Genomic DNA, 26,025 nt, shown 5'->3' with positions numbered 1-26,025 from the left:
CTACTCTTCGGGCTCGGTCGTGAACAGCAGCGGATAGCCCTTGGCCTTGCCGGCATCGGTGGCCCGCGTCGCCTTGGTCTCGGCCACATCCTTGGTAAAGACGGCAACGACGCAGACGCCACGCCGATGCGCCGTGATCATCACCCGGTGCGCCTGGTCCTCGCTCAGCTTGAACTCGCCCTTCAGCACCGTCACCACGAATTCGCGCGGCGTGAAATCGTCATTGATGAGGATGACCTTGTAGAGCTTTGGCCGCTCGGTCTGCGGCTTGACCTGGGTACGCGGTTTTGTGGTGATTTCAGGCATTCGAACCGACAATTTGCGTAAGCGACCTGGCTCGCATTCTGGCATCGGCGAGAGCGGCCGTCTATTTTGATTGGCGCGCAAAAACCGGTGTCCGACGGGTGCGGCCACTCACAACTATGTGGGAAAGTGTCGGTTGCCGTTCAACGGTCCTGACGGCCGAACATCCGACGCCCCGGAATCTGCCGCGCGGCCGTGACGGACGGCATATCGGACCGAAGGCGGTTTCCGCCCGCATCCGCCCGGCGTTCCAGCCATGCCGCGATCGGCCAAGCGGCGACGCAGATCAGCGTTGTGCCGGTGAGCACGATCAGCAGCCAGGTCTGTGCCGGCGTGATGTAGTCCCAGTTGGTGGAAATCGCCGGCGCGAACAGCGAAGGCTCGGTGCGTCCGCTGGCCGGGTCCGGCACCGGGCTGGCAGTGAACAGGATCACCACCCTGGCGGCGCCAGTGGCAACCAGGCCGCCGAACACAATCGAGCGCAAAATGGACGAAAGCCGCTTTTTCATGCGGACTGCCCTACACGGCCGGCATTGCAAACGGGTTAAAGTCGGTCAAGGCGGAAGCTGCCGGCGCCGGGCTTCAGCCAAACATCCGGACCCATCCGTCCGCTTCATCGCCGATACGGGGGCTTTCAGCGGTTCGGACAGGAAGAAGGCCGCTCCAGCCGAAACCAGCTGGAGCGGCCTTGTCACTAGGCAGGCATGTTATGCCGGACCTGGATCAAGCCTTCGGGGCGTCCTTCTTGACGGCCTTCTTGGCAGCCTTCTTGTGCTTCTTGACCGTCTTCTTGACGACCTTCTTCGGAGCAGTCGTGGCCGGAGCGGCGGTAGCCGGAGCGGTGGTCGTGGTGGCAGCCGGAGCAGCGGTCGTGGTGGCAGCGGCGTTGCCGAGAGCCGGCATCGAGAAGGCGAGAGCGACGGCAAGACCGGTGGCGGAGAGGAGGGACTTTTTCATGGCTTCATTTCCTTTTTATGCGGGTCGAATTTTCGAGCGTCACTGAACCGGGTCGTTCGGTGTCACTCCAAGCAGCTTCAAAGCGTTGGCGAGCATCCGGATGCCCTGTGCCTGTTTCTTGGCGGCGCAGTACCGGTTACCCTTTCTCTGAAGTGCCTTTGCCGCGGTGACCTGCGTTGCCGTGGCGTGGGTTTCGAGGGCTTCATCAAATTGGTGGCTGAGATTGGCGCACCGTTCGCTCCGGGTGGTGGGCGTCACCTTTGCGTCCGATTGTCCGACAGCGGCAGTAACCAGGCAAATGCCCAGCAACGCACCCAACAAACTGATCGACAACCTTGGCATCGGTTTTTCCGTAAACCCGGAGACTAGCGTCGCAGCCGATGACCTGACCGCCACGAGATCAGTTATGCCGTTGAATTTTTTCAGGAGTTTTTCTGAACTGTAGAATTTTGTTTCTGGATTGTGTCTGAGAAAGCCGGTGTGAACCCATCATCACCACTGGCCAACATATGGCCTGAATTCTATCGTGTGGGTTGCGACAGAAGGGCTTGGCAATCAACAATGACAGGGCTGCTGTGAAATCCGACGCACACATACTGATCGTCGACGACGACAAGGGCATCCGCGACCTGCTGCAGGAATTCTTCCAGAAGCGGGGCCTGCACACCTCGGTTGCCGCCGACGGCACCGAGATGGAGACCATCCTGCGCCGGGCGCAGGTGGACCTCATCGTCCTCGACGTGATGCTGCCCGGCAAGAGCGGGCTGGAGCTGTGCCGCGACCTTCGCGCCCAGTATTCGACACCGATCATCATGCTGACCGCCGTCACCGAGACCACTGACCGCGTCGTCGGGCTGGAGATGGGCGCCGACGACTATGTGCCCAAACCGTTCGACCCGCGCGAGCTGCTGGCGCGTATCCGCGCTGTGCTGCGGCGCAACGGCGCCGCCGAACCCAAGCGCGCCACCAGCAAGCAGATCTACCGTTTCGCCGGCTGGACGATGGACTGTTCGCGGCGCCGGCTGATCGCGCCTGACGATGTCAGGGTCGAGCTGACCATGGCGGAATTCAACCTGCTGCAGACCTTCGTCAAGAGCGCGCAGCGTGTGCTGACCCGCGACCAGCTCATCGAACTGTCCGGCGGCGACAGCGACTACTCCTTCGACCGCAGCATCGATATCCTGGTCAGCCGGTTGCGGCGCAAGATGGAAGACGACCCGAAAACGCCCAAGCTGATCCTGACCGTGCGCAGCGGCGGCTACCAGTTCCTGCCCGAGACGACCTCCGAATGAGACGTTTCCTGCCGCAGACCCTGCCTGTCTGGGTGCTGCTGATCGTCATTGCCGGCCTGCTGATCAGCCAGGTCGCGACCCTCTACATCGTGTCGCGCGACCGCGCCGCCGCCAACGACGTCGTCGACCTCTATCGCCTCAACGACCGTGCCTTCTCGCTGGTGCAGCTCATGCACGACGCCAGTCCGGAGCAACGCAAGGCGACGGCGACCGGTCTGTTCAATGCCACCTACGCGCTCACCGTCACGGACACGCCGGCGGTGACCTCGTCGATTGCCGGCGACGACGAACTGGCGGAACTCGAAGACATCCTCGTCGGCCGGCTGTCGAAGTTCGGCATCACCGATGCGCGCGTGCGGCGCGATCCGGCGACGCGCGAGGCCGACGATGCCACCGGCATGGCGCCGGGACCCGATATCGGCCAGGTCGAACGCGACCTCCTGGTGCTGGCCGCCGACTTCGCCCAGAGCGACAAGCTGACGGCGTCGCTGCGCTTCGCCGACGGCCAATGGCTGAACTTCACCGAGCCGATCACACCCGTCGGCCCGATCCTGAGCTTCGACAGCCTGCCGCTCTATTCGCTGATCGCAGGCCTGGTGGTGATCATGTCGATCTGGTCGCTGCGCCGGCTGACGGCGCCCTACCGGATGATGGAAACCGCCGTGAACCGGATCGGCAAGGATTTGAAGAGCCCGCCGATCGCCGAGAGCGGCAGCCGCGAGGTCCGTGCCGCCGCCAAGGCGATCAACGCCATGCAGACCCGGTTGCGCGAATATGTCGAGGACCGCGAGCATCTTGCGGCGGCGCTGGCGCATGATCTGCGCACGCCGATGACACGGATGCGCCTGCGCCTGGAGCTCTTGCGCAAATCGGCGGTTCGCGAGGCGCTGGCGCACGATCTCGCCGATGTCGAGAGCATCGCCAGCTCGGTGATCGACTTCGCCACCTTCGAGGTAACCGAGGAAAAGAACGAACGCATCGACTTCTGGTCGCTCGTGGAGTCGATCGCCGACAGCTATGATGAGGTCTCGTTCGACGACGACACCCGCTCGCGTGGCCTGATCTGCATGGCGCGGCCGGTCGCGCTCAGGCGCTGCGTCACCAATCTGATGCAGAACGCGATCACCTACGGCAAGAAGGCGCATCTCTCGCTGCGTCGGTCGGAAAACATGATCCTGCTTACCATCCGCGACGAGGGGCCAGGCATACCGCAGGCGCAGATCGATGCCGTGTTCGGCTCTTTCGTGCGCCTCGAACAGTCCCGCAACCGCCAGACCGGCGGTCTCGGCCTCGGCCTGACCATCGCCCGCAACATCGCCCGCGCCGCCGGCGGCGAGGTCCGCCTGTCCAACAACCCGGGCGGTGGCCTGCTGACCGAACTGCGCCTGCCGCTGGCGGCCTGACGCCGCTCGCCCCCAAAGACCCTCGCAAGCGGATCTTTACCGCCGCAGCACCGCGCTCAGCACGTCGCGGATGCCGATGGCGCCGACAAAGCGCGACTGGTCGTCGAACAGCGCCACCGGTGCGGTCTGCGAACGATGCATGGCCAGCATGACGGTTTTCAGCGAGGTGCCTGGATTGGCCCAGAACACTTGCGCCGCTTCCTCCGACTGGGCCTCGACATCGGCGCACGACACCCAGACCGCCGGCTTGCCGTCGCGTTCGGCGGCCGCCACCAGCCCGTGCTCGTCGATCTTGAAGCGCGTCGTCTTGCGCCGGTCGAGCCATACCCAGCCATTGTCGCCGTGCTCCAGGTCACGACGGTCGCGCATGACGTTCCAGGCGGTCAGCACCGACAGCGGATTCACATTGGCGATGAAGTCGCGGACGTAGTCGTTGGCGGGCCGCAGCACGATGTCCTCCGGCGCGCCGGTCTGCACGATGCGTCCGCCTTCCATGATGGTAATGTGGGTGCCGATCTTCAGCGCCTCCTCGAGGTCGTGGCTGACGAAGATGATGGTCTTCTTCAGCTCGGCCTGCAGCTGCAGCAATTCATCCTGCAGCTTGGTGCGGATCAGCGGATCGAGCGCCGAGAACGGCTCGTCCATCAACAGGATCGGCGCCTCGGTGGCAAAGGCGCGCGCCAGGCCGACGCGCTGCTGCATGCCGCCCGAAAGCTCATGCGCGTATTTCTTCGACCATTGGTCGAGATTGACCAGCTTGAGCTGGCGTTGCACGCGCTCCTTGCGCTCAGCCTCCGGCACGCCGGCAAGCTCAAGGCCGAGGCCGACATTCTCCTCCACCGTGCGCCACGGCAGCAGGCCGAATTGCTGAAACACCATGGCGACCTGCTTCTGCCGCAGCCTTCTCAGCGTCGCCTCATCGCAGGTGACGACGTCGACCGTGCCGTCGCCGTCCTTGACCAGCACCTGGCCGCGCGAAACGACGTTCAACCGGTTGACGGCCCTGAGCAGCGTCGATTTGCCGGAGCCGGACAGGCCCATCAGCACGGAAATCTCGCCCTCATGCACGGTCAGGCTGGCGCCGGCACAGCCGAGCACATTGCCGGTCTTTTCGAGGATCTCGGCGCGGGTGGCGCCGGCGTCGACCATCGCCAGAGCGCCGGCCTGATCCTGGCCGAACATGATGTCGACATTCCTGAAGTCAACGGCGACGGTCATTTCTTGCCTCCCACGCCGATGCGCGTCATCCGGTCTAGCACGATGGCGAGCACGACGATGGCGAGGCCGGCTTCAAGCCCGAGGTCGATCTTGCGCGAACCCAGCGCCCGGTTGATTTCGGTGCCGAGGCCGCCGGCGCCGATCAGTGCGGCAAACACCACCATCGACAGCGACAGCATGATCGACTGTGTCAAGCCCGCCATGATGGTCGGCAGCGCCGAGGGCAGCTCCACCTTCCAGAGCAGCTGGCTCTTGGTGGCGCCGAACGCCTCGCCCGCCTCGACGATCGACTTCGGCACCGAGACGACGCCGAGATGCGTGAGACGAACCGAGGTCGGAATGACGAAGATGATGGTGACGATGAGGCCGGGAGCATTGCCGAGGCCGAACAGCGTCAGCACCGGGATCAGGTAAACGAAGGTCGGCAGCGTCTGCATCAAGTCGAGCACCGGCAGCATGATGCGGTAGACCTTCGGCTTGTGCGCGGCCCAGATACCGAGTGGCACACCGATGGCCATCGAGGCGGCGGCAGCTGCAACGACCAGCACCAGCGTCTCCACCGTCTGCTTCCAGAGGTTCTGGTTGAGGATGAACAGCAATCCGAGAAAGACGGCCACCGCCAGGCCTCGCGATCGCTGCAGATAATAGGCAAGCAGCGCAATCAGAGCGATGAGAAGGACGGGCGGTACCAGCAGCAGCGTGTCGACCACTCCGTCGAGCAGGAAATTCAGGCCGCCGGAGAGGCCGCGGAAGAAAGTGTTGAAATTGTCGGTGAGGAAGGTGAAGAACGCTTTGCCCCACTCGCCTATGGGGATCTTATAACTGACAAAGAATTTTGAAATCGGATCCATCTTGCCCCTCTTTGGCAGTCGCCGTCCTTGCCGGACGGTCATCTTGTCACAGGATATGAAAAAGGGCAGCCCTTTCTACAGTGACTGCCCTTCTTGATCGGTCACGCCGAACGCAAGGCCGGCTCAGCTTCCGAGCGCAGTCTTCACGGCTGCAGCCGAGTCGCCGCCATCGAAAGTGGTCACGCCGGCAATCCACGGAGCAACCGCGTCCGGATGCTTCTTCAGCCAGTCGGTCGCGGCCGTGTTGGCGTCGGCGCCCTTGAGGATCGCGTCCATCATCTCGCCTTCCATGTCGAGATTGAACTTCAGGTTGGCGATGAACTTGCCGGCATTCGGGCACTCGGTGGTGTAGCCCTTGCGCACATTGGTATGCACGGTGGCGGCGCCGAAGCCGCTGTCGCCCATGCCATCGAGATAGGTGATCTTCATGGCACCCATCACCGGATGCGGCGTCCAGCCGAGGAAGGCGATCCACTCGTTGTTCTTGATCGACTGCTCGGCCTGGGTGAGCATGCCGGCCTCCGAGGATTCGACCAGCTCGAAGCCTTCGAGATTGTCCTTCGGGTTCTTGATCATGTCGAGGATGATGCGGTTGCCGTCATTGCCGGCCTCGATGCCATAGATCTTGCCGTCGAACTTGTCCTTGAACTTACCGAGGTCGGTCAGCGTCTTGACTCCGGCGTCCGCCACATAGGTCGGCACGACGATGCCGTAGCCGGCGCCACTGAGGTTTTCGCTGATTGTCTCGACCGAACCGTCGGCGGTGTAGTCCTTGATGTCGTTGGTCATCGACGGCATCCAGTTGCCGAGGAAGACATCGAGATCCTTGTTCTTCAGCGACGCCATGGTCACCGGCACCGACAGCTGGATCGTCTGCGGCTCGTAGCCGAGCGCGGTCAGCAGCACCGAAGCAACGCCGGTCGTCGCCTGGATATCGGTCCAGCCGACATCCGAAAGACGCACCGCCTTGCAGCTTGCCGGATCACCGGCGAAGGCAGCGCTCGTGGACAGCAAAGCCGCCAGGCCGAGGCCGGCGACAAAGGAATTCATACGCGACATAGATATTCTCCCATTGCGATTCTTTGGCGAAGCGAAGTTACGGTTTCTCTGCCCGCCTTGTTTCGTCAACCAAACACCATTCTGGTGTGGTTTCAAGCATCAAGGCAATCACGATCAACGGCGCGGGCTGGCCAATCAGCGACACGCTTCCTGCTTTTGCACTTCGCGGCCGTCGTTTTTTGGGGGCGGGGGTCGTTTCTTGGGGGAATGCGGCCCGCGCCCCCTCCCCGCGCGGCAGCAAGTCGGCTTAAAAGGGCGGCATGGCCAAGCTGTATTTCCACTATGCGACGATGAACGCCGGCAAGACGACAATGCTGTTGCAGGCGTCGTACAATTATCGCGAGCGCGGCATGCGTACCATGCTGTTCGTCGCCGGCCACTACCGAAAGGGCGACAGCGGCCTGATCTCGTCGCGCATCGGCCTGGAGACGGAGGCCGAGATGTTCCGCGACGGCGATGATTTGTTCGCCCGCGCCGCCGATCACCATGAGCATACGACCGTGCATTGCGTTTTCGTCGACGAGGCGCAGTTCCTCGAGGAGGAGCAGGTCTGGCAGCTCGCCCGCATCGCCGACCGGCTGAACATCCCGGTCATGTGCTATGGCCTGCGCACCGACTTCCAGGGCAAGCTGTTTTCCGGCTCGCGCGCGCTGCTGGCCATCGCCGATGACCTGCGCGAGGTGCGCACCATCTGCCGTTGCGGCCGCAAGGCGACGATGGTGGTGCGCCTGGGCCCCGACGGCAAGGTGGCACGTCAGGGCGAGCAGGTGGCGATCGGCAAGGATGTCTATGTCTCGCTCTGCCGCCGCCACTGGGAGGAAGAGATGGGCCGCGCCGCGCCCGACGATTTCATCGGTTTCACCCAGGGCTGACGGGCCAGCGGCCAAATGCATGTCGCCCAAAAGTGCCCAGCGGTTTTGGGATAACGATAGGCATAGGCAGAAAACAAAGGCCCTGCCCGGTGCGGCCGATCTGGCATCCCTCCCCATCCCGCCGCGATGCAGCGTTTGTTAAGGCCTCGGTCCTATAAGACCGCCAGCCAGAGCTCTCCGGGGTCAGCCATGTTTCGAGCCGCTTCGTGCGCCAGCACTCTTCTCCTTGCCACCTCGCTTGCCGCTCATGCCGGCGGTGATCCGGCACTGGGCAAGCATGTTTTCAACCGGTGCATCGCCTGCCATGAAGCGACCACCGACCGCGACAAGGTCGGCCCGCATCTGCTGGGCGTCGTCGGCCGCACCGCTGGCAGCGCGGAGAGCTTCCTTGGCCACTATTCGGAAGGCATGAAAAGCGCCGGTGCCGCCGGACTGGTCTGGGACGAAGCCAACCTCGCCGAATATCTCAAGGCGCCCCGCCTCAAGGTGCCCGGCAACAAGATGATGTTTGCCGGCCTGACCAACGACGACGACATCGTCAATGTCATCGCCTATCTGAAGGCCGATCCCAAGCCGTGAGCAATCGCCAGTGCGTTGCATGACGACGCCGGCTTCGCCGGATATGTTGCACCGGCAACTGGATCAGTTCCATGTCGAATTTCAGGGCATCCGCGCCGGCGGAAATTGACTGCTTTGCCGGCACAGAAGTTCAATGGCAGTTGAACTACGCTTGACCTGCAAGCTAATCACGCCATGATCCCGCCTTCACTATCTTTCAAGACCGTGGCGGATTCTTTTGTTTTCGGGCCGGGTCTTGTCTTGCGTCTTTCAATCCCCGGATGCCCCACATATATTCGCCGCTGTTCGCGACCAGCGACGTGATGCCGAAGCGGGAGGCCCCAATGGCGACATTGCAGAATTTCGATGCCGAAATTGCCAAGACCAAGCAGGTCGTGCAGGACATGCGCACCAAGATCGAGCAGTCCGGCACCGTGCTTGATACGCTCGCCACCGCCGACAAGAAGATCGGCGACGCCAATTTCGACATCGAGAACGCCCGCATCGAGGACGTGCTGAAGCAGCAGAAGGTGATGGAAGGCAACATCGCCGACCTGATCATCGGGCTGGAGGACGCCACCAACGTCTTCGGCGCCGAGTTCGAGAGCATGAAGAACTACACCGGCTGGGAAAATTTCATCGGCGTCTTCTCCAGCCAGAGCAAGCAGCGCATGCGCACCGATCGCGTCCGCAACATGTCGCTGGCCGGCAATCTGCAGGAATTGCTGGCCAAGTCCGACACCATTGTCGGCATCCTGAAGGCGCAAAAAGAGGTCCTCGACCAGCGCTACAAGACCTCCGAGGCCAGCCTGTCTCAGGTCATCGAACGTCGCAAGACCACCATGTCCAACCTCGAAGCCGTGCAGAAGCGCATCGAGGAACTCAACCCGATGCTGCTCGACATCGAAAACAAGATCGCCGCGTCCACCAGCCAGAAGGACCGCACGCAGCTCGAAGGCGAGCGCTCCAAGCTGGCCACGGAATACAACGAAAAGCAGGCCAAGGAGCAGGAGCTGCTGGCCGAGAGCCAGACGCTGGAGCGCTACACCTCGATGTTCCAGACCTTCGTCGATTCGCTCAACAACCAGATCGCCGCGCAGTCGACGCTGATCAACAAGCTGACCATCGATACCGAACAGCGCATCGTGCTTTACAAGGCGCTGGAAGATTCGCTGAAGACCGCCGCCCAGCAGGACGTCGCCCACAAGATCAACACGCTGGGCAGCCAGGTCGACAACACCGCCGAGGAAACCATGGCCGGCATCGGCGCCGCGTCGCAGAAGCACATCGGCGATCTGCTCGAAATGCACGAGAAGAACATGGTCGCCAGCGCCGATATCCAGCGCCGCAAGAAGTTGGCCGACGATGCCTTTGCCCGCCGCTTCGACGAGGTGCTGAAGAAGCACAACTCGGCAAACTACGTGCAGTCTTAGGGGTGACAGGACTGCCCGCGAGCGCACAGGCATGACCCCCGAAAACGAAGCGGCCGCACGGTATTTCTCCGCCATCACGGCCGCATTGAGCGGCCTTGAAGTGTTCATGCGCGACGACCGCTCGCCGCTCTACCGGCATGGCATCGTCGCCAAGATCGTCGCCGAATACATCGCCCGGCTCGACAAGTCCTTTTCCTGCTGGCGCAACCGGCTGGGGTTCATGGACACGTTCCGCATTTCGCGCGCCGAAAGCGGCTTTCCGGTCTTCCAGAACCTGCTCGAACTGGAAAACGACCGTCGCCAGGCCGACGCGCGGCTTGCCAACATTCCGCTGGCCGGCGAGTTGCGCGAGGAAATGGCCGACTTCATCCTGCGCCACAAGGAATTCCCCGAGGCGCTGCAGAAGTCGATGGCCGAACGGCTCTATCTCGAGGACGTGAAAAGCGAGAACACGTTCGGTCCGTTCACGCTGGCGCAGACGGCCAAGGTCTCGGTCAATCCGAAGACGGCGCGGCCCTATTATCTCGTCCACTGGGCGACGTTCGACGGCAGCGCCAACCTGCCGCTTGTCTACATGGTGACGGTGGAGGATTCTTCCGAAGCCATGGTGCGCCAGCTCGTCGACAGCAACGGCAAGCTCAATGACAAGGTCGACATTCCGCTGCCGGTCGACGGCTTGCTCAATCCCGAGCTTGCCCACCGTTTCGACGATTTCACCGAGAAGAACTCGGCCTACACGCTGTCGCCGGCGACCATCGCCGTCAACCTCGACAAGGATTTCGAGCCGCTGCATCCCAAGCAGCTGCGCCGCGTCGTGCTCGGCCCCTTCTATTCGGCGGGGATCACCGACAACAATTCGACGGTGACCGAGGTGCTGGCCAAGGTGCGCAAGCCGGAAAATGCCTGGCTGCTGACCTGGACCATCCAGGAGGTCTATTCCAAGGGTGAGAAACCCGGCCGCAAAGGGCTGTTTTCGAGCGAGAAGACGACCCAGGAATTCTTCATCAACACCGACGACCTGGAAGCTGCGCGCCAGGGCGTGTCGAGCTACGAGAACCATGCGCTGATCCCGCACGAGGCCTACCAGGCACTCTACGCCGCCGGCGAAGCGCAGAAGATCTTCGCCGGCTACAAGGTTCACATCCTGTCCAACGGACAGGTCATCTCAGACGTCTGACCGTCACACCACGGAGCACACTTCATGGATACCGGCCTGACCACCATCCCGGAAGCGTCGATCGAGAAGCACCGCGCCACCGCGCAGAGCTTCATCACCCGCATCGTCGTGCTGGAGGATCCGTCGCGCGAATCCGGCACGGCACTGGCCGGCACCAACCGCCGCTTCGTCTCAACCGTTTCGGTGGGCTCGGTGCGCCGCACACGTGAGGTCGAGCTGTCGAAGACCGTCGGCGCCGTCCATCCCGACGACCAGTTGTTGACCATCCCGCAGCACACGCTGTTGTTCCGCGCCCGGCGCGGCACGGCGATCGCACTGGCCATCTCGGACGTGTTTGCCGAAGGCTCCGACCTCGAAAGCCTGCAGGCAAGGAACACCCGTGCCCCGCTCGAAGGCGACGAGGCGTCGACCTTCAAGAAGCTCTTGTCGGCCTCGGCCTACATCTCGGCTTTCAGCCTCGCCTCGTACCTGTTCCAGCTGATCGACAGCGACGGCGAGGCGCCCAACGACATCCCCGAACCGGACTTCCTGTTCGACACGCGGCAGGATGCGGTGAAGTCGATCCTGGCCGGCCTCGACAAGGCGATATCGGGTTCGTCCGACGACACCGACCTGATGACCAGGGCTCGTGCCTTCGCCCGCGTTGCCGTCGATGGACTTCTGGCGCGCAAGGGCCGCTTCGACGGCATCGGGCCGTTCGAGAACGCCCATATCCACATCGATGCCGACGATTTCACCCTCGACGGTTTCGACGTCGCGCCCGGCAAGCGGTCGAAGCCGCTGGTGATGACCTTCAAGAAACCGGAAGAGGTGGTCGGCAACCACATCGCCAAGTACCAGTCGGTCAAGCTCGCCAGGATGCTGATGGCCTACGACTTCGAGCGGGAGCTGAACCCGTTCGTCGAGCTCGGCGGCTTCCTGTTCACCTTCATCGGCGATGGCGCGCCCGGCACCGGCAAGACGACGCTGATCCAGATGATCGCCGGCCTCGTCAACGGCTACTGCCAAGTCGCCGGCTATCCCTTCGCCTATGAGAATTTCGGCGTCGACCAGATCTCCTCCTACCAGGGCAAATCAGGCCAGAACTGCCGGCAGTTCATCAACAATGTGCTGAACCCGCGGGTCATCGGCTTCGGCACCATCGACGACATCGACCAAGTGGCGGCGCGCCGCTCCGACGACCGCGCGTCCGCCGGCCAGCAGGAGATCACCGGCGTGTTGATGGATGCCTTCGCCGGTGCCGGCACCGTGGTGCGCGGCAACTGCTCGTTCGGCATGTTTTCCAACTATCCCGAAAATGTCGACGATGCGCTGCGCCAGCGCGCCGGCGCCCGCTGGCTGGTCGACGGACCGCAGACGCGCGACGACTATATCGACATCTTCGTGCTGCTCGCCGGCAAGAACCACGAGATCCCGCTCGGCGACCACGATCTCTACGCTGCGCAGGAGATCCAGCGCGCCGTGACAGAAGCCTATGAGGAGCATGAGAAGCCGCAGGAAGACGGCCTGATGAAGGTCTACGAGCGCCACATGAAAGAGAACGGCGCGCCGAAATCGATGGCCGACATCGGCACCTATCTGCACCTGATCAAGGATGCCGAACCGCGCTTCACCGGCCGCGCCATCAAGAACGTCACCGACGCCATCAAGATGCGCGCCATGGACATCGAGCTTCCCGACGACTGGTTCGAGAAGCCGGAAGCCTTCATGCACAAGGGCTATGACGAGAAGAAAGCGATGATCGAGGAACTCCGCGGCCCGTTCTCGATGGACATGGTCATGCAGGAAATCAACCGCTACGCCGATTCCGAGTTCCGCTATTCCGACAAGTCCGACGACTCCGCCGTGGAAAAACTGCTGCGCGACGCCCGCCTGCGCGAACGCGCTGCGCGCGAGATGGAGGAAATGAAGAAGAAGGGGCTGTGGAATGCGTGATCTTCCTTCTCCCCGTTCACGGGGAGAAGGTGCCCGAAGGGCGGATGAGGGGCAGCGCGATGCGAGGCGGTAATGAGCCAAAGGTGGCGAGAGCTCGTCAGCTACGGAAATTCGAAAACGAGGCCGAGGAAAAACTGTGGAGCGAATTGCGCGGACGGCGATTGAATGGCCACAAATTTCTTCGTCAACTGCCAATCGGTCCATATTTCGCAGACTTTGCCTGCCGTGAAGCCAACCTGGTTGTGGAAGTCGATGGAAGCCAGCACGCAAATCAATCTCATGATCGATACAGGGACGAGACCATGAACAGGAATGGCTGGTCGGTATTGAGGGTGTGGCACGCTGATGTCCTAGCGGATCGCAAAAGCGTGCTGGAGACGATTGTTGCGGCCTTGGACGGTCGGCTCGATAACAAAATGATTGCCGTCGACGCTAAATTTTTGCCCTCTTCAACGTCAGAGGAAAGATGATGAGCGTTTGCGTCGCCCCTCATCCGCCCGTCGGGCACCTTCTCCCCGTGAACGGGGAGAAGGAAGGATGACCACCAAGAAACCCGATCTTCTGCGCGACAATGAGCTGATCTATGGCCGGCTGCTGACGGTCGACGAGCCGCATCTGGTCCAGCGTTACAACAAGGCGCTGGCCGCGTTCGGCTTGAAGCCGACGAAACTCAAGAGTTTTCAGATCGACCGCACCGGCTTCTCGCCCGAAGTGGCCGAGGAATGCGGCGACTATGATTATCTCGACCCCAACGAGGTCAATCGCCGTTTCATCATCCTGACGCCGTCACAGATCGACCTGCCGGTGGTGCACACCGCCTTCTCCAACACTTCGCAGCTGATGTTCGAGTTCATGTCCAAGAACCAGCGCGCCATCGACGCGCTGACCATCAAGGACGTCATCTACGGCGAGATCGAGGATTCCGTTCCCAAGGTCAACGACATCGAGGACCTGTTGTCGATCAGCCAGGTCGAGTTCAAGGTGCTGTCGGCCGAGGACGTGCTGGGCAAGGCCGCCGAACTCGGCAAGCTCGTCGACCGGCTGAAGCAGGAGCCCGACGCCTGGCGCGACAACGCCATGCTGACCCGCATGGTGGAGCTCGCCAAGGTCTGCGGCGACATCCGCGAGAACGCGCTGGTGCCCGACCAGGTGATTTTCCGCCACAATGCCTACTGGACCAGCCATTTCGGCGGTCTCTACGTGTTCGTCGATCCAGACATGACGACGGTGATCGGCGATCCGGCCGCACCCGGTTTCCGCCGCTCGCGGCCATGGCAGGTCAGCTATCTCTCGATCAAGGACGCCGACAAGGTGTTCAAGTTCCTCGCCACCACCGGCCGCATCGAGCTGCCGCGCGCCTCCTGGATCGAGGCCTCGGGCTATCTCGAGCACCGCGCTGAAATGGTGGTGCGCGCGCTGATCCGCGACGCCGAGCCCGACCGCAACCTGACCGACGTCGACAAGGTCTGGCTGCAGACCTGGATCCAGAGCCATGCCGACCTGATCACCCGGGACGGCAACTTTCCCTTCCTCAACGCCGCCAAGCGCGAGATCGCCCAGCTCGGCCACCTCAAGATAGAGGATGTGTTCCCGCAGCAGCGCTTCCTGGTGATCCGCGCCAAATCAGACCATCCCGACGCCTGGCTGACCAACCGGCTGATCTCGGATTTCGTGCCGTCGGACTTCGTCTCGCGCTACATCTTCAACAAACAGGGCTTCTACAAGGACTATGACGGCTTCAGCGACGCCTGGCGATCGCATGTTGTGGACGTTCTCAAAACCACATATTTGAAGGACAAGGTGGCGTTTCGCACACGCCTCTACGGCCTGACTGACTAGAACGAAATGAACCGTCATTTCGTTCTAACTTGTTGTTTTGGCGCATGATGTTATCCAAAAAGTCTGCAACTTTTTGGCATCATGCTTTGAGGGGGTGACATCGCCATGCTCGATCCGATCGTGAACTTCTTCACCCGGATTTTCCAGTGGATCGGCCGTGGCATCGGCCTCTTGGTCGGCGTCATCCTGTGGCCGTTCCTATGGGCCGGACGCTGGTACACGCAGCGCGGCTGGATCCTGAAGGCGGTGGTCGGCGTCGCCCTGCTGGTGCTGATCGGCCTCTATGCCAACTTCTTCTACGCCACCCAGTGGTGGAACAATTTCAACCCGAACTATCCCGACACCTACACTTTCGAGAAGCGCAACGTGTCCGCCGGCGAACAGGTTGCCGCTGGCGCCGGCACGGATACAGCCAAGACCTGCGGCAACTCCGGCATTGCCCAGATCGCCGCCGACCTGACCGACTTCAACGTCAACCAGAATGCCTGGATCTCGTCGATGATCCTCTACAAGCTCGGCCTGTTCGGCATTGACTGGGACCACACGCCGTGGATGGACAACAAGGCCTCGTTCCAGCGCGGCATCAACCAGGCGGTGCGGCGCACCGCGACCGAACTCGCCGACAATCTCGGCCGCGTTCGCACCACCTCGCAGATCGACAGCGATCTGCAGAATGCCCGCGGCAATCTGCAGTTCGACGAGGAGACCTGGTATTTCGGCCTGAACCCGTTCGGCCCCAAGACGCCGACGCCAAGCTATTACCGCGACGCCGTGCGCATGCTGCGTTCCTTCAACGCTCGCCTCGCCACCTGCCAGGCGACCTTCGACGCCCGCGCCGACAATCTGAAGCAGTATATCGACCGCATCTCATCCGACATCGGCTCGACCTCGGCGATCCTCAAGGAGCGCGCCGAGAACCACAACAATGGCTGGTTCGACTTCCGCGCCGACGACCGTTTCTGGTTCGCCTATGGCCAGCTCTACGGCTATTACGGCCTGATGAAGGGTGCCCAGGCCGACTTCGAGGACGTCATCAAGGAAAAGCATCTGCAGAACCTGTGGGACACGATGGACTCGCAATTCGTCTCGGCGCTGCGCATCCAGCCCTTCATCATCGCCAATGGCCGCGAGGACGGCTGGATCATGCCGACGCATCTGACGACAATGGGCTTCTATGTGCTCCGGGTGCGCTCCAACATGGTCGAAATCAGCAACGTGCTGACACAGTAACGCTGCTCCGCCACGGCCATCGCGATGGCGAATTTGCGCCGTCGCTTCTGTCGCATTCCGTGCATTGTGCGGCTGTTTTGAGACGGCGGAGCGCCGCGTCCTCTGGCTTCTATACGGCGCGGTAACGGAGCCAGGAAGAACCGATGACAGGTCGGCCGATCCGCAGAGGAATTTTCTTCATAGGAAACATAGTTGCATGCAAGTTGACGCCGCGGCAGCGACAGGGTTAGAACATGCCCGCGCCCGGTTCCAACCTGTTTGCGAGTGAGATCAAACCCGTCCCCTCCACCGTTCAATCCAGAGGAAAGCCGTCATGGCCGAAGTGAAGTCCGACATCGAAATCGCGCGCGGCGCCAAAAAGAAGCAGATCCAGGAGATCGGCCAGAAAATCGGCATTCCGACTGAACACCTTTTGCCCTACGGCCACGACAAGGCCAAGATTTCGGCCGAGTTCATCAAGTCGGTGAAGGGCAACAAGGACGGCAGGCTGATCCTCGTCACCGCCATCAACCCAACGCCCGCGGGCGAAGGCAAGACGACGACCACGGTCGGTCTCGGCGATGGCCTGAACCGCATCGGCAAGAAAGCGATCGTCTGCATCCGCGAGGCTTCGCTCGGCCCGAATTTCGGCGTCAAGGGCGGTGCCGCCGGCGGCGGCTACGCACAGGTCGTGCCGATGGAGGACATGAACCTCCACTTCACCGGCGACTTCCACGCCATCACCACGGCGCACAACCTTCTGTCGGCACTGATCGACAACCACATCTACTGGGGCAACGAGCTCGGCATCGACACCCGACGCGTCGTCTGGCGCCGCGTCATGGACATGAACGACCGGGCGCTGCGCGAGATGATCTGTTCGCTCGGCGGCGTCGCCAACGGCTTTCCGCGCGAGGGCGGCTTCGACATCACCGTCGCCTCGGAAGTGATGGCCATCCTGTGCCTGTCCACCGACCTGAAGGACCTTGAAAAGCGCCTCGGCGACATCATTGTCGCCTATCGCCGCGACAAGTCGGCCGTCTATGCCCGCGACCTCAAGGCCGACGGCGCCATGGCCGTGCTGCTCAAGGACGCCATGCAGCCCAACCTGGTGCAGACGCTGGAGAACAACCCGGCCTTCGTGCATGGCGGCCCGTTCGCCAACATCGCGCATGGCTGCAACTCGGTGGTCGCCACCACGACGGCACTGAAACTGGCAGATTATGTCGTCACCGAAGCCGGCTTCGGCGCAGACCTTGGCGCAGAAAAGTTCTTCGACATCAAGTGCCGCAAGGCCGGCCTGAAGCCGGCAGCAGCGGTCATCGTCGCCACCGTGCGCGCCATGAAAATGAATGGCGGCGTCAAGAAGGAAGATCTCGGCAAGGAAAACGTCGAGGCGGTGAAGAAGGGCTGCGCCAACCTCGGCCGCCATATCGAGAACATCAGGCAGTTCGGCGTGCCGGCGGTGGTGGCCATCAACCATTTCTATTCCGACACCGACGCCGAGATCCAGGCGATGAAGGACTATGTCGCCTCGATGGGCGAAGAGGCGATCCTGTGCAAGCACTGGGCCAAGGGCTCGGCCGGCATCGAGGAACTCGCCAACAAGGTGGTGGCGCTGGCCGAATCCGGTGCCTCGCAGTTCGCGCCGCTCTATCCCGACGCCATGCCGCTGTTCGAGAAGATCAACACCATCGTCCAGCGCATCTATCGCGGCTCGGAAGCGATCGCCGACAAGTCGGTGCGCGACCAGCTGCACGCCTGGGAGCAAGCCGGCTACGGCCACCTGCCGGTCTGCATGGCCAAGACGCAGTACTCGTTCTCGACCGACCCGAACCTGCGCGGCGCGCCGACCGGCCACACCGTGCCGGTGCGCGAGGTCAGGCTGTCGGCCGGTGCGGGCTTCGTCGTCATCATCTGCGGCGAGGTCATGACCATGCCAGGCCTGCCCAAGGCGCCGTCCTCGGAGAAGATCTTCCTCAACGAGATGGGCCAGATCGAGGGCCTGTTCTAGAGCAATTCCAGAAAAAGTGTGAAACGGTCTTCCGTCCGGAATTGCGTCAAACACAGGATCCTTCAATTCCAAACCGCAAAGGGCGCCGCATCGCTGCGGCGCCCTTTTTTGTTTCCGGATATTGCTATGCGGCGTTGCGCGACAGCGCCCGCTGGTTGGAACCGAAGATCGTGTCGCGCTCCGGCAGTGTCCCGGTCTTCAGGCACTCGACCCATTCGCCGGTCTTGAGCACCGCCGCGAAGCGCGACTGCAGGATGATCGTGACCACGCGGTGGATCTCCTCGGCCGAAGCGTAGCCGGCGCTGTTGGCATAGGGCACCGAGCCGGTCGCGTCGGACAGGAACTCGACGGCAAAGCCCATATGGACGGCGTGGATGATGGTCGACAGGTCGCAATTGTGCGTCATGTAGCCGACCACCGTGATCGTATCGATGGCCTGGGCGCGCAGCCAGTCCTCCAGATCGGTGCCGGTGAAGGCGGAAGGCAGGTTCTTTTCGACATGGTGGTCGCGGCTGCGCCTGGCGATCTCGGGGTGCAGTTCGCCGCCATGGCTGCCCTTGGCGAAGATCGGCGATGTCGCGGGCGCCATCTGCTTGACGACCACCACCTTGATGCCGGCTGACGCCGCCGCATCCATGGCGCGTGCCACATTGACGACACTGTCGCGGAACGGCGGATGCTGGATGGCGAGATTACCGCCATCGTAGTCGTTCTGGACGTCGACGACGATCAGCGCGCGGCGCGGCGTGGTGTTGGCTGGGTCAGTCATGGTGTTTTCCTTTCCGGCTTGAATGCGAATGGGGCCGAAAATAGGTGGGTCGCCAAGCAGTCGAAAGTGTCCCAATTGACATCATTCGAAAGAATTGGGACAATCCCATCTTAGCCGCTGGAAGCATCATGACCGACCCGATCATCGCCGTCCTTGCCTTCGACGGCATCAGCCCTTTCCATCTCTCGGTGCCATGCCTGGTGTTCGGCGAGGACAGGACGGCGCTTGGGCTGCCGCGCTTCGAGTTCCGTATCTGCGCGGTCAGGGCAGGTCCGATCCACACCGAAGCCGGACTGACCGTTGCCGCACCGCATGGGCTCGAGGGCCTCGACGGCGCAGACATCGTCATCATCCCGAGCTGGCATCATCTCGGCGAGGCTCCAGCGCCAGTGTTGATGGAGGCGCTACGCAGAGCGCACGAGCATGGCGCATTGATTGTCGGCCTCTGCCTGGGAACTTTCGCCATTGCCGCGGCCGGGCTGCTGTCAGGCCGCCGTGCCGCGACGCACTGGGCCTATTCCGAGCGGCTGCAGAAACTCCATCCCGACATCGCGGTCGATGCCTCGGTGCTGTATGTCGACAATGGCGATGTCGTGACATCGGCCGGCGTCGCCGCCGGCCTCGACTGCTGTCTCCACATCGTGCGCGCCCGCTATGGCGCCGAAGCGGCACTGCGGCTCGCCCGCCAGATCGTCCTTTCCCCGCATCGCCAAGGCGGGCAGGCGCAGTTCATCGAGCACCCGGTGGCGAGGGGTGCGAATGCCGACCGTTTCACCCAGGCGCTCGACGCGGTTCGCGCCACACTTGGCGAGACGCACAGCCTGGACCGCGTCGCCGAAGCCGCCGGCCTGACCCGGCGCACCTTCACCCGCCGCTTTCAGAAATCGATCGGCACCAGTTTCGGCGAATGGCTGACCAGCCAGCGGATCGAACTGGCGCAACGGTTGCTGGAGGCCACGGAGAAATCGATGGACATGGTGGCCTTCGAGGCCGGCTTCGGCAGCGCCACCTCACTGCGGCAGCATTTTTCGGCACGGCTCAAGACGTCCCCGGCGCAATACCGGCGCGAATTTTCCAGGCGGTCCGATCAGAAGGACGAACGCACGGCGCTTTTGTCCTGATCTGTTCAATCCCGCTTGACCGCCCGTGCCGGATTGCCGACCGCCGTGGTGTTCGCAGCCACGTCGCCGGTCACCACCGCGCCGGCACCGATGATGGCGCCATCGCCGATGCTGACGCCGCCAAGGATGATCGCGCTGCCGCCGATCCAGGCATTGCTGCCGATCTCGACCGGCCTGGCGATCTCCAGCCCCGCTTGCCGCCCGGCGGCCTCCTTGTGGTGCTCGGCGCAATAGATCTGCACGTTGGGGCCGAGCAGCGTTCCCTTGCCGATGCGCACGCATGCCGTGTCGAGGATGGTGCAGCCGGCATTGAGAAAGACGCCGTCCCCAAGAAAGATGTTGAAGGCGTAGGCGCAGTGAAACGGCGCCTCGATGCGGGCGCCCTCGCCCGCTTTGCCGAGCAGTGCCTTCAAGCCCGGCCCGAGGTTTCCACGCTGCCGTGGCGGCAGCGAATTGTGCTCGAAAACCGCGTCGCGCGCGCTGACGCGCAGTGCCTCGAGTTCGTCATCGAGGCAAGTGTACCATTCGCCGGCCACCATCTTTGCGCGCTCGCTTTCAGCCATGACGATGTCTCCCTGTGACGCCCTTGCCAAAGCACAATTGCAGTGAACGGGAAAGTGCCAGCGTCCCGCAACACCGGGCGCAAATCCATTCGAATTTTTCGAAGTCATGTGCTGGTCAAATGCCCGGCCTATGCTAGCCTGTTCTTGCAAGGCTGTCCTGGCCGGCGATGAGGGGATCGACCATGTTGTATATTCTTGCACTTCTGATCGGCGTCATTGCCGGCCTTCGTGCCATGACCGCGCCGGCTGCCGTCGCCTGGGGCGCCTATCTCGGCTGGCTGCCGGTCGCCGGCACCTGGGCCAGCTTCATGAGCCACTGGGCCGCTGTCGGCATCTTCACCATCCTTGCCATCGTCGAGTTGGTCACCGATCAGCTGCCGTCGACGCCGAGCCGGAAGGTGCCGCAGCAGTTCGGCGCCCGCATCATCATGGGCGCCTTCACCGGCGCCGTCATCGGCGCCACCGGTGGTTCCACCATCGGCGGCCTGATCGCCGGCGCCATCGGCGCTGTCATCGGCACGCTGGGCGGGGCCGAAGCACGCGGCCGGCTGGCGGCCGCCTTCGGCAAGGATCCGCCCGCCGCCTTCATCGAGGACGCCGTGGCGATCATCGGCGGCCTGCTGATCGTAGCGGCGGTGGCATGACGGCCAAGACTTTCGACGCCATCATCATCGGTGCCGGACAGGCCGGCCCGTCCCTGGCCGGCCGGCTGAACGCTGCCGGCATGAGCGTTGCGCTGATCGAGCGCAAGCTGGTCGGCGGCACCTGCGTCAACACCGGCTGCATGCCGACCAAGACCATGGTCGCCAGCGCCTATGCCGCGCACCTTGCCCGCCGCGCCGCCGATTATGGCGTGACGCTCGGTGGCCCCGTCGGCGTCGACTACAAGGCGATCAAGGCGCGCAAGGACAAGGTATCCAACGACGCCCGAACCGGGCTCGAAACCTGGATCGCCGGCATGGACAAATGCACGCTCTATCGCGGCCATGCGCGGTTCGAATCCGCCAACACGGTGCGCGTCGGCGACGACCTTTTGACCGCCGAAAAAATCTTCCTCAACACCGGCGGCCGCGCCTCGGTGCCGGACCTGCCCGGCATCAACGACATCGACTACCTGACCAACTCCTCGATGATGGATCTCGACGTGCTGCCGCGCCATCTCATCGTCGTCGGCGGCAGCTATATCTCGCTCGAGTTCGCGCAGATGTTCCGCCGCTTCGGCGCCGAAGTCACCGTCATCGAAAAGAGCCCGCGCCTGACCGGCCGCGAGGACGAGGACGTCTCTGCCGCCATCCTGTCGATCCTCGAAAACGAAGGCATTGCGGTTCATGTCGGTGCCGACGACATCGGCTTTGCCAGGCAAGGCAAGGACATTGCCGTCACCTTCTCCGCGGGCAAGCCGCCTGCGGTCGGCTCGCATGTGCTGCTGGCTCTAGGGCGCACACCCAACACCGACGATCTCGGCCTCGACAAGGCCGGCGTCGAGGTCGACAAGCGCGGCTTCGTTGCCGTCGACGACCAGCTGCGCACCAGCGTGCCCGGCATCTGGGCGATGGGCGACTGCAACGGCAAGGGCGCCTTCACCCACACCTCCTACAACGACTACGAGATCGTCGCCGCCAACCTGCTCGACAACGATCCACGCAAGGTCAGCGACCGCATCGAGGCCTACGCGCTCTACATCGACCCGCCGCTCGGCCGCTGCGGCATGACCGAGGCCGTGGTGAAGAAATCCGGCCGCCGGGCGCTGATTGGCCAACGGCCGATGACCCGCGTCGGCCGTGCCATCGAAAAGGGCGAGACGCAAGGCTTCATGAAGATCCTGGTCGACGCCGACACCAGGGAAATCCTCGGCTGTTCGGTGCTGGGACCCGGTGGCGACGAAGCGGTGCACTGCGTGCTCGACCTGATGTACGCCAAGGCGCCCGTCGACACGCTGGCGCGTGCCGTGCACATCCATCCGAATGTCTCGGAGCTGCTGCCCACCATCGCCCAGGCGCTGAAGCCGCTGGCCTGACGTACCGGCCATCAAGCTCTCGACTTTATGCATTGCTGCATTGCAGCAATGCATGTTGCGCGTGGAAAGAGTCTACGCGCATTCTCGGATTGAACCGATTCAGTCTGGACGCTCCATGCCCTTGCCGATCCTTGCGCTTGCCATTGCGTCCTTCTGCATCGGCACCACCGAATTCGTCATCATGGGCCTGTTGCCGGAGGTCGCCGCCGACCTCGGCGTGTCCATCCCTTCGGCGGGCCTGCTGGTCACCGGCTATGCGCTCGGCGTCGTCTTCGGCGCACCGATCGTTGCGATGGCCACCGCGCATCTGCCGCGCAAGCCGGTGCTGGTTGGCCTCGCCACGCTGTTCGTCGTCGGCAATCTGTTCTGCGCCATCGCACCAAACTACTGGATGCTGATGGCCGCACGCGTGTTCACCGCCTTTGGCCATGGCGCCTTCTTCGGCATCGGCTCGGTCGTTGCCGCCAGCCTGGTGCCGCGCAACAAGCGCGCCAGCGCCATCGCGCTGATGTTCGCCGGGCTGACGCTGGCCAACATCCTTGGCGTGCCCGCCGGCACCGCCCTTGGCGAAGCCTTCGGCTGGCGCGCCACCTTTTTGGCCGTGGTCGGCATCGGCCTGATCTCGGTCGCTTGCATCGCCTGGCTGGTGCCATCCGACGTCACTGAACCGAGCGGTGGCGGCCTGCGCGGCGAGCTGCGCGTGCTGGGCAAGCTGCAGGTGTGGCTGGCGATGCTGATCGCGGCGCTGACCTCCGCCAGCCTGTTCACGGTCTTCACCTACATCAAGCCCTATCTGACCGACGTCTCTGGCTTGTCCACCTCGGCGGTCACCTGGGTGCTGTTGCTGTTCGGTGCCGGCATGACCATCGGCAACATCATCGGTGGCAGGCTGGCCGATTGGAAGCTGATGCCGACAGTCATCGGCACGCTGCTGCTGATGACGCTGCTGCTGCTCGGCTTCACGCAGTTCGGCGCCATAGCCAGCGTCGCCATCGGCATCGTCTTCCTGTGGGGCCTGCTCATCTTCGTCGTCGTGCCGCCGCTGCAGATCCGCGTCGTCGAGGCGGCTTCCGAAGGACCCAACCTCGCCGCCACGCTGAATCAGGGCGCCTTCAATGTCGGCAATGCCAGCGGCGCCTGGATCGGCGGCGTGGCACTTTCGGCGGGCGTTTCCTATGCCAATCTGCCGCTGGTCGGCGCCGCATTGGCACTGCTTGCGGTCACCGTCGCGGTGCTGTCGCAGGCGCTGGATCGGCGCACACCTGTCCCTCTGCAGGCACCGGCTGAATAACCGCTTGCGCCCATAGCGCGGCCGGCTGGACCAATCGACATCGGCACCTTCAACTGGGCATGTCTTGTCGCTCTTGATGGAGGAAAATCATGCAGAAATCGATCGAACGCATCGCCGGCGAAAGCGAGGGTGTTTCCTACGAATTTCCGCTGTTCCGCTTTGCCGGAACCGACAAGGCCGCTCCGTCGGCCTATCTGCAGGCGGCGCTCCACGCCGGCGAGTTGCCGGGCGTCGTCGCCATCGACGCGCTGATGCCTATGCTGGCCAAGGCCGAGACCGAAGGCCGCATCAAGGGCGACATCGCTATCGTGCCCTGGGCCAACCCGATCGGCCGGGCGCAATATCATTTCGGCGAACATCAGGGACGCTTCCATCTCGGCACCCGCACCAACTTCAATCGCGGCTTTCCGTTGCTTGCCGCGCCCGATGCGGCACTCCTGCCTGACACCACCCTTGGCTCAGTCGACCAGCGGCTGAAGACCCGGCTGGTGCAGCTGTCGCTCGGCCACGACATCGTGCTCGACCTGCATTGCGACGATGAGGGCCTCGCCTATCTCTATGTCCATACCAGCCTGTGGCCGGCAATGGCCGATTGCGCCGCCGCCATGGACGTCGACGCGGTGATGCTGTGGAGCGAAGACACCGACGGCACGTTCGAGGGCGCCTCGATCATGCCCTACCAGAACGTTCCCGGTGACGTGGCGAATCTCGATCGCCGCGTCGCCACGACGGTCGAATACCGCGGCATCCTCGATGTCGACGGCGCCTTGGCCGCCTCCGACGCCGAAGGCCTCTACCGGCTGCTGGTGGCGCGCGGCGTGATCACCGATACCGCCCTGCCGGTACCTGGTTCTTTCACCGGTGTCGTGGCCCCGTTGGAAAACATCGACATGATGCCGGCGCCTCGGGCGGGTGCCGTGCTTTACGACGTGAAGCCCGGTGACCGCGTCGCCAAGGGCGCTCGCCTCGCCACCATCGTCCATGCACCGGGTGAAACCGATGGCCGCACCGAAGTCTTCGCGCCGCAGGACGGCATCATCCTGACCCGCCGCTCGCGCCGCATCATCCGCGCCGGCGAGGATCTTTTGAAACTCGTCGGCGACAGCAGGAGCGCCGACGCCAGATCAGGCACGCTTGAGGACTGAACTAACCCGAAATGGCCAGCCGCGCTTTTGGGTACGGGAGCACCGGAAGCACAGGAAACCGCCATTTGCAGGCTGGCATCACCTGAATATCAGCATGCCCTAGCCTGAAATAGCCAGCCGCGCCTTGCCCTCCAGCCATTCGGCCATCTGCCGGTATGGCACCGGGCCGTGGCTGATGCGGGCAACGCCGAGTTCCGCCAGCCGCTGGCGCGGCGGCACATGCGCCAGCGCAATGATGTTGACCGGCAGCGCAATTGCCTTGCACAGCGCCTCGATCAAGCCCTCATCGCCAAGGCCCGGCGCAAAGAAACCGTTCGCTCCAGCCTTTTCAAAGGCATGCGCCCGCTCGATCGCCTGGTCGAGCAGCGCCTTGTCGTGGGTATCCGGCTTCGCCTTGAGGAAGATGTCGGTTCGGGCGTTGACGAAGGCCGGGACACCCGAGGCCTTGACCGCTGCTGCGGCGGCTTCGATCCGCTTCACCTGGACGGCGATGTCGTGCAGGCCCGTGCCGCCGACAATCTGATCCTCGAAATTGAAGCCGATGGCGCCGGCCTGTATGGCATGCGTCACGGTGCGGGCGACGGTTTCCGGATCGACGCCATAGCCACCCTCGAGATCCATGGTCACCGGCAGGTCGACGGCGGCAACGATGCGCCTGATGTTGTCGAGCGCCAACTCCAGCGGGATTTTCTCGCCGTCGGCGTATCCAAAGGCCGCAGCCACCGGCCAGCTCCCCGTGGCGATCGCCTTGGCCCCTGCTTTCTCGACGATCTTGGCCGAGCCCGGATCCCAGGCATTGTAGAGAACGATCGGGTTTCCCTTGACGTGGAGGGAATGGAACGTCCGTGCGCGGTCGATCTGCTCGGTCATTGGTGTTTTTCCCATGTTTCTGCTGTTGGACATCCAGCCTAAGCAGGACCGCCGGCTGTGGCGATGTGCCATGAGCTGCAGAAGGGGCAGCCACCGGACAGATTTTCAAACCTGTTGCGCATCCTGGTT

Annotated in this window: 26 protein-coding genes; 16 read left to right on the top strand and 10 right to left on the bottom strand. The window is 63.1% G+C overall.

The features are described from left to right. The 4 genes from clpS to AC1D10_RS07450 form a co-directional block, all read right to left on the bottom strand. Positions 1 to 306, bottom strand: a complete 306-nt coding sequence (clpS, locus tag AC1D10_RS07465) for an ATP-dependent Clp protease adapter ClpS (protein ID WP_111542847.1) — start codon at positions 304 to 306, stop codon at positions 1 to 3. Positions 307 to 446: 140 nt separating this feature from the next. Further along, entirely contained in the window at positions 447 to 812 is a 366-nt protein-coding gene (locus AC1D10_RS07460) for a hypothetical protein (protein ID WP_477270195.1), read from the bottom strand. A 214-nt stretch (positions 813 to 1,026) separates the two neighbouring features. After that, positions 1,027 to 1,260 carry a hypothetical protein gene (locus AC1D10_RS07455; RefSeq protein WP_477270193.1) on the bottom strand — a complete coding sequence of 78 codons (234 nt, stop codon included), beginning with the start codon at positions 1,258 to 1,260 and terminating at the stop codon, positions 1,027 to 1,029. Between the two features lie 39 nt (positions 1,261 to 1,299). Continuing rightward, complete coding sequence (locus AC1D10_RS07450; protein ID WP_477270191.1) at positions 1,300 to 1,602, bottom strand: hypothetical protein; 303 nt, start codon at positions 1,600 to 1,602, stop codon at positions 1,300 to 1,302. A 233-nt stretch (positions 1,603 to 1,835) separates the two neighbouring features. On the opposite strand from AC1D10_RS07450, the gene AC1D10_RS07445 reads away from it, so the two are divergent. Together AC1D10_RS07445 and AC1D10_RS07440 are read left to right on the top strand one after the other, a co-directional pair. Beyond that, entirely contained in the window at positions 1,836 to 2,552 is a 717-nt protein-coding gene (locus AC1D10_RS07445) for a response regulator (protein ID WP_477270189.1), read from the top strand. Further along, the gene (locus AC1D10_RS07440) at positions 2,549 to 3,955 is read left to right on the top strand and encodes an ATP-binding protein (RefSeq protein ID WP_477270187.1); all 1,407 of its coding nucleotides are present in this window, start codon (positions 2,549 to 2,551) and stop codon (positions 3,953 to 3,955) included. Before AC1D10_RS07445 ends, AC1D10_RS07440 begins: the two co-directional genes overlap by 4 nt. A gap of 36 nt (positions 3,956 to 3,991) precedes the next feature. On the opposite strand, the gene choV is transcribed toward AC1D10_RS07440, so the two are convergent. The 3 genes from choV to AC1D10_RS07425 all read right to left on the bottom strand — a co-directional run bounded on the left by choV (position 3,992) and on the right by AC1D10_RS07425 (position 7,083). Next, positions 3,992 to 5,173, bottom strand: a complete 1,182-nt coding sequence (gene choV / locus AC1D10_RS07435; protein ID WP_477270185.1) for a choline ABC transporter ATP-binding protein — start codon at positions 5,171 to 5,173, stop codon at positions 3,992 to 3,994. Further along, positions 5,170 to 6,024, bottom strand: coding sequence for a choline ABC transporter permease subunit (gene choW, locus AC1D10_RS07430; RefSeq protein ID WP_111543714.1), 855 nt, complete (start codon positions 6,022 to 6,024; stop codon positions 5,170 to 5,172). The genes choV and choW overlap by 4 nt, the downstream gene beginning before the upstream one ends. A gap of 123 nt (positions 6,025 to 6,147) precedes the next feature. Next, on the bottom strand, positions 6,148 to 7,083 hold the full coding sequence (locus tag AC1D10_RS07425; protein WP_477270182.1) for a choline ABC transporter substrate-binding protein: 936 nt from the start codon (positions 7,081 to 7,083) through the stop codon (positions 6,148 to 6,150). Positions 7,084 to 7,343: 260 nt separating this feature from the next. On the opposite strand from AC1D10_RS07425, the gene AC1D10_RS07420 reads away from it, so the two are divergent. The 9 genes from AC1D10_RS07420 to AC1D10_RS07380 all read left to right on the top strand — a co-directional run bounded on the left by AC1D10_RS07420 (position 7,344) and on the right by AC1D10_RS07380 (position 18,120). Beyond that, entirely contained in the window at positions 7,344 to 7,955 is a 612-nt protein-coding gene (locus AC1D10_RS07420) for a thymidine kinase (protein ID WP_477270180.1), read from the top strand. 189 nt (positions 7,956 to 8,144) lie between these two features. Further along, complete coding sequence (locus AC1D10_RS07415; protein ID WP_477270178.1) at positions 8,145 to 8,534, top strand: c-type cytochrome; 390 nt, start codon at positions 8,145 to 8,147, stop codon at positions 8,532 to 8,534. Positions 8,535 to 8,857: 323 nt separating this feature from the next. Next, positions 8,858 to 9,946, top strand: a complete 1,089-nt coding sequence (locus AC1D10_RS07410; protein WP_477270176.1) for a hypothetical protein — start codon at positions 8,858 to 8,860, stop codon at positions 9,944 to 9,946. 31 nt (positions 9,947 to 9,977) lie between these two features. Continuing rightward, positions 9,978 to 11,123 carry a hypothetical protein gene (locus AC1D10_RS07405; RefSeq protein ID WP_477270174.1) on the top strand — a complete coding sequence of 382 codons (1,146 nt, stop codon included), beginning with the start codon at positions 9,978 to 9,980 and terminating at the stop codon, positions 11,121 to 11,123. 24 nt (positions 11,124 to 11,147) lie between these two features. Then, entirely contained in the window at positions 11,148 to 13,058 is a 1,911-nt protein-coding gene (locus AC1D10_RS07400; protein ID WP_477270172.1) for an AAA family ATPase, read from the top strand. Positions 13,059 to 13,117: 59 nt separating this feature from the next. Then, complete coding sequence (locus AC1D10_RS07395) at positions 13,118 to 13,528, top strand: endonuclease domain-containing protein (RefSeq protein WP_477270939.1); 411 nt, start codon at positions 13,118 to 13,120, stop codon at positions 13,526 to 13,528. Positions 13,529 to 13,595: 67 nt separating this feature from the next. After that, the gene (locus AC1D10_RS07390) at positions 13,596 to 14,897 is read left to right on the top strand and encodes a DUF6638 family protein (RefSeq protein ID WP_477270170.1); all 1,302 of its coding nucleotides are present in this window, start codon (positions 13,596 to 13,598) and stop codon (positions 14,895 to 14,897) included. A 105-nt stretch (positions 14,898 to 15,002) separates the two neighbouring features. Next, positions 15,003 to 16,127 (top strand): DUF2333 family protein, encoded by a 1,125-nt coding sequence (locus AC1D10_RS07385; protein WP_477270168.1) that lies wholly within the window; start codon positions 15,003 to 15,005, stop codon positions 16,125 to 16,127. Positions 16,128 to 16,440: 313 nt separating this feature from the next. Then, entirely contained in the window at positions 16,441 to 18,120 is a 1,680-nt protein-coding gene (locus AC1D10_RS07380) for a formate--tetrahydrofolate ligase (RefSeq protein WP_111542831.1), read from the top strand. A 124-nt stretch (positions 18,121 to 18,244) separates the two neighbouring features. Here AC1D10_RS07380 and AC1D10_RS07375 read toward each other — a convergent pair whose 3' ends face one another. Beyond that, complete coding sequence (locus tag AC1D10_RS07375) at positions 18,245 to 18,889, bottom strand: cysteine hydrolase family protein (RefSeq protein ID WP_477270166.1); 645 nt, start codon at positions 18,887 to 18,889, stop codon at positions 18,245 to 18,247. A 128-nt stretch (positions 18,890 to 19,017) separates the two neighbouring features. On the opposite strand from AC1D10_RS07375, the gene AC1D10_RS07370 reads away from it, so the two are divergent. Continuing rightward, positions 19,018 to 20,010 carry a GlxA family transcriptional regulator gene (locus AC1D10_RS07370; protein ID WP_477270164.1) on the top strand — a complete coding sequence of 331 codons (993 nt, stop codon included), beginning with the start codon at positions 19,018 to 19,020 and terminating at the stop codon, positions 20,008 to 20,010. 5 nt (positions 20,011 to 20,015) lie between these two features. Here the strand turns inward: AC1D10_RS07370 and AC1D10_RS07365 are convergent, their stop codons facing one another. Beyond that, positions 20,016 to 20,573 (bottom strand): sugar O-acetyltransferase, encoded by a 558-nt coding sequence (locus tag AC1D10_RS07365; protein ID WP_477270162.1) that lies wholly within the window; start codon positions 20,571 to 20,573, stop codon positions 20,016 to 20,018. A 182-nt stretch (positions 20,574 to 20,755) separates the two neighbouring features. On the opposite strand from AC1D10_RS07365, the gene AC1D10_RS07360 reads away from it, so the two are divergent. The 4 genes from AC1D10_RS07360 to AC1D10_RS07345 all read left to right on the top strand — a co-directional run bounded on the left by AC1D10_RS07360 (position 20,756) and on the right by AC1D10_RS07345 (position 25,026). Beyond that, positions 20,756 to 21,217, top strand: a complete 462-nt coding sequence (locus AC1D10_RS07360; RefSeq protein WP_477270160.1) for a DUF4126 domain-containing protein — start codon at positions 20,756 to 20,758, stop codon at positions 21,215 to 21,217. Continuing rightward, on the top strand, positions 21,214 to 22,590 hold the full coding sequence (locus AC1D10_RS07355) for an FAD-containing oxidoreductase (protein WP_477270158.1): 1,377 nt from the start codon (positions 21,214 to 21,216) through the stop codon (positions 22,588 to 22,590). The genes AC1D10_RS07360 and AC1D10_RS07355 overlap by 4 nt, the downstream gene beginning before the upstream one ends. 115 nt (positions 22,591 to 22,705) lie before the next feature. Next, on the top strand, positions 22,706 to 23,881 hold the full coding sequence (locus AC1D10_RS07350) for an MFS transporter (RefSeq protein ID WP_477270156.1): 1,176 nt from the start codon (positions 22,706 to 22,708) through the stop codon (positions 23,879 to 23,881). 89 nt (positions 23,882 to 23,970) lie between these two features. Further along, the gene (locus AC1D10_RS07345) at positions 23,971 to 25,026 is read left to right on the top strand and encodes a M14 family metallopeptidase (protein WP_477270154.1); all 1,056 of its coding nucleotides are present in this window, start codon (positions 23,971 to 23,973) and stop codon (positions 25,024 to 25,026) included. Between the two features lie 99 nt (positions 25,027 to 25,125). Here AC1D10_RS07345 and AC1D10_RS07340 read toward each other — a convergent pair whose 3' ends face one another. Next, a complete protein-coding gene (locus tag AC1D10_RS07340) occupies positions 25,126 to 25,896 on the bottom strand; it encodes an isocitrate lyase/PEP mutase family protein (RefSeq protein WP_477270152.1) in 771 nt (256 codons plus the stop codon). Positions 25,897 to 26,025: the final 129 nt, after the last annotated feature.

The sequence above is a fragment of the Mesorhizobium sp. P2_A8 genome, from assembly GCF_056404935.1.
This window is presented reverse-complemented; position numbering and strand designations above follow the sequence as displayed.

Excerpts from the sequence above, each read along its gene's own strand:
- AC1D10_RS07370 (WP_477270164.1), top strand. The coding sequence starts at position 19,018 with ATGACCGACCCGATCATCGCCGTCCTTGCCTTCGACGGCATCAGCCCT.
- AC1D10_RS07340 (WP_477270152.1), bottom strand. The coding sequence starts at position 25,896 with ATGACCGAGCAGATCGACCGCGCACGGACGTTCCATTCCCTCCACGTC.
- AC1D10_RS07350 (WP_477270156.1), top strand. The coding sequence starts at position 22,706 with ATGCCCTTGCCGATCCTTGCGCTTGCCATTGCGTCCTTCTGCATCGGC.
- AC1D10_RS07425 (WP_477270182.1), bottom strand. The coding sequence starts at position 7,083 with ATGTCGCGTATGAATTCCTTTGTCGCCGGCCTCGGCCTGGCGGCTTTG.
- AC1D10_RS07420 (WP_477270180.1), top strand. The coding sequence starts at position 7,344 with ATGGCCAAGCTGTATTTCCACTATGCGACGATGAACGCCGGCAAGACG.
- choV (WP_477270185.1), bottom strand. The coding sequence starts at position 5,173 with ATGACCGTCGCCGTTGACTTCAGGAATGTCGACATCATGTTCGGCCAG.
- AC1D10_RS07400 (WP_477270172.1), top strand. The coding sequence starts at position 11,148 with ATGGATACCGGCCTGACCACCATCCCGGAAGCGTCGATCGAGAAGCAC.
- AC1D10_RS07375 (WP_477270166.1), bottom strand. The coding sequence starts at position 18,889 with ATGACTGACCCAGCCAACACCACGCCGCGCCGCGCGCTGATCGTCGTC.
- AC1D10_RS07410 (WP_477270176.1), top strand. The coding sequence starts at position 8,858 with ATGGCGACATTGCAGAATTTCGATGCCGAAATTGCCAAGACCAAGCAG.
- AC1D10_RS07365 (WP_477270162.1), bottom strand. The coding sequence starts at position 20,573 with ATGGCTGAAAGCGAGCGCGCAAAGATGGTGGCCGGCGAATGGTACACT.
- AC1D10_RS07440 (WP_477270187.1), top strand. The coding sequence starts at position 2,549 with ATGAGACGTTTCCTGCCGCAGACCCTGCCTGTCTGGGTGCTGCTGATC.
- AC1D10_RS07395 (WP_477270939.1), top strand. The coding sequence starts at position 13,118 with ATGCGAGGCGGTAATGAGCCAAAGGTGGCGAGAGCTCGTCAGCTACGG.
- AC1D10_RS07455 (WP_477270193.1), bottom strand. The coding sequence starts at position 1,260 with ATGAAAAAGTCCCTCCTCTCCGCCACCGGTCTTGCCGTCGCTCTCGCC.
- AC1D10_RS07345 (WP_477270154.1), top strand. The coding sequence starts at position 23,971 with ATGCAGAAATCGATCGAACGCATCGCCGGCGAAAGCGAGGGTGTTTCC.
- AC1D10_RS07390 (WP_477270170.1), top strand. The coding sequence starts at position 13,596 with ATGACCACCAAGAAACCCGATCTTCTGCGCGACAATGAGCTGATCTAT.
- clpS (WP_111542847.1), bottom strand. The coding sequence starts at position 306 with ATGCCTGAAATCACCACAAAACCGCGTACCCAGGTCAAGCCGCAGACC.
- choW (WP_111543714.1), bottom strand. The coding sequence starts at position 6,024 with ATGGATCCGATTTCAAAATTCTTTGTCAGTTATAAGATCCCCATAGGC.
- AC1D10_RS07405 (WP_477270174.1), top strand. The coding sequence starts at position 9,978 with ATGACCCCCGAAAACGAAGCGGCCGCACGGTATTTCTCCGCCATCACG.
- AC1D10_RS07360 (WP_477270160.1), top strand. The coding sequence starts at position 20,756 with ATGTTGTATATTCTTGCACTTCTGATCGGCGTCATTGCCGGCCTTCGT.
- AC1D10_RS07380 (WP_111542831.1), top strand. The coding sequence starts at position 16,441 with ATGGCCGAAGTGAAGTCCGACATCGAAATCGCGCGCGGCGCCAAAAAG.
- AC1D10_RS07385 (WP_477270168.1), top strand. The coding sequence starts at position 15,003 with ATGCTCGATCCGATCGTGAACTTCTTCACCCGGATTTTCCAGTGGATC.
- AC1D10_RS07450 (WP_477270191.1), bottom strand. The coding sequence starts at position 1,602 with ATGCCAAGGTTGTCGATCAGTTTGTTGGGTGCGTTGCTGGGCATTTGC.
- AC1D10_RS07355 (WP_477270158.1), top strand. The coding sequence starts at position 21,214 with ATGACGGCCAAGACTTTCGACGCCATCATCATCGGTGCCGGACAGGCC.
- AC1D10_RS07415 (WP_477270178.1), top strand. The coding sequence starts at position 8,145 with ATGTTTCGAGCCGCTTCGTGCGCCAGCACTCTTCTCCTTGCCACCTCG.
- AC1D10_RS07460 (WP_477270195.1), bottom strand. The coding sequence starts at position 812 with ATGAAAAAGCGGCTTTCGTCCATTTTGCGCTCGATTGTGTTCGGCGGC.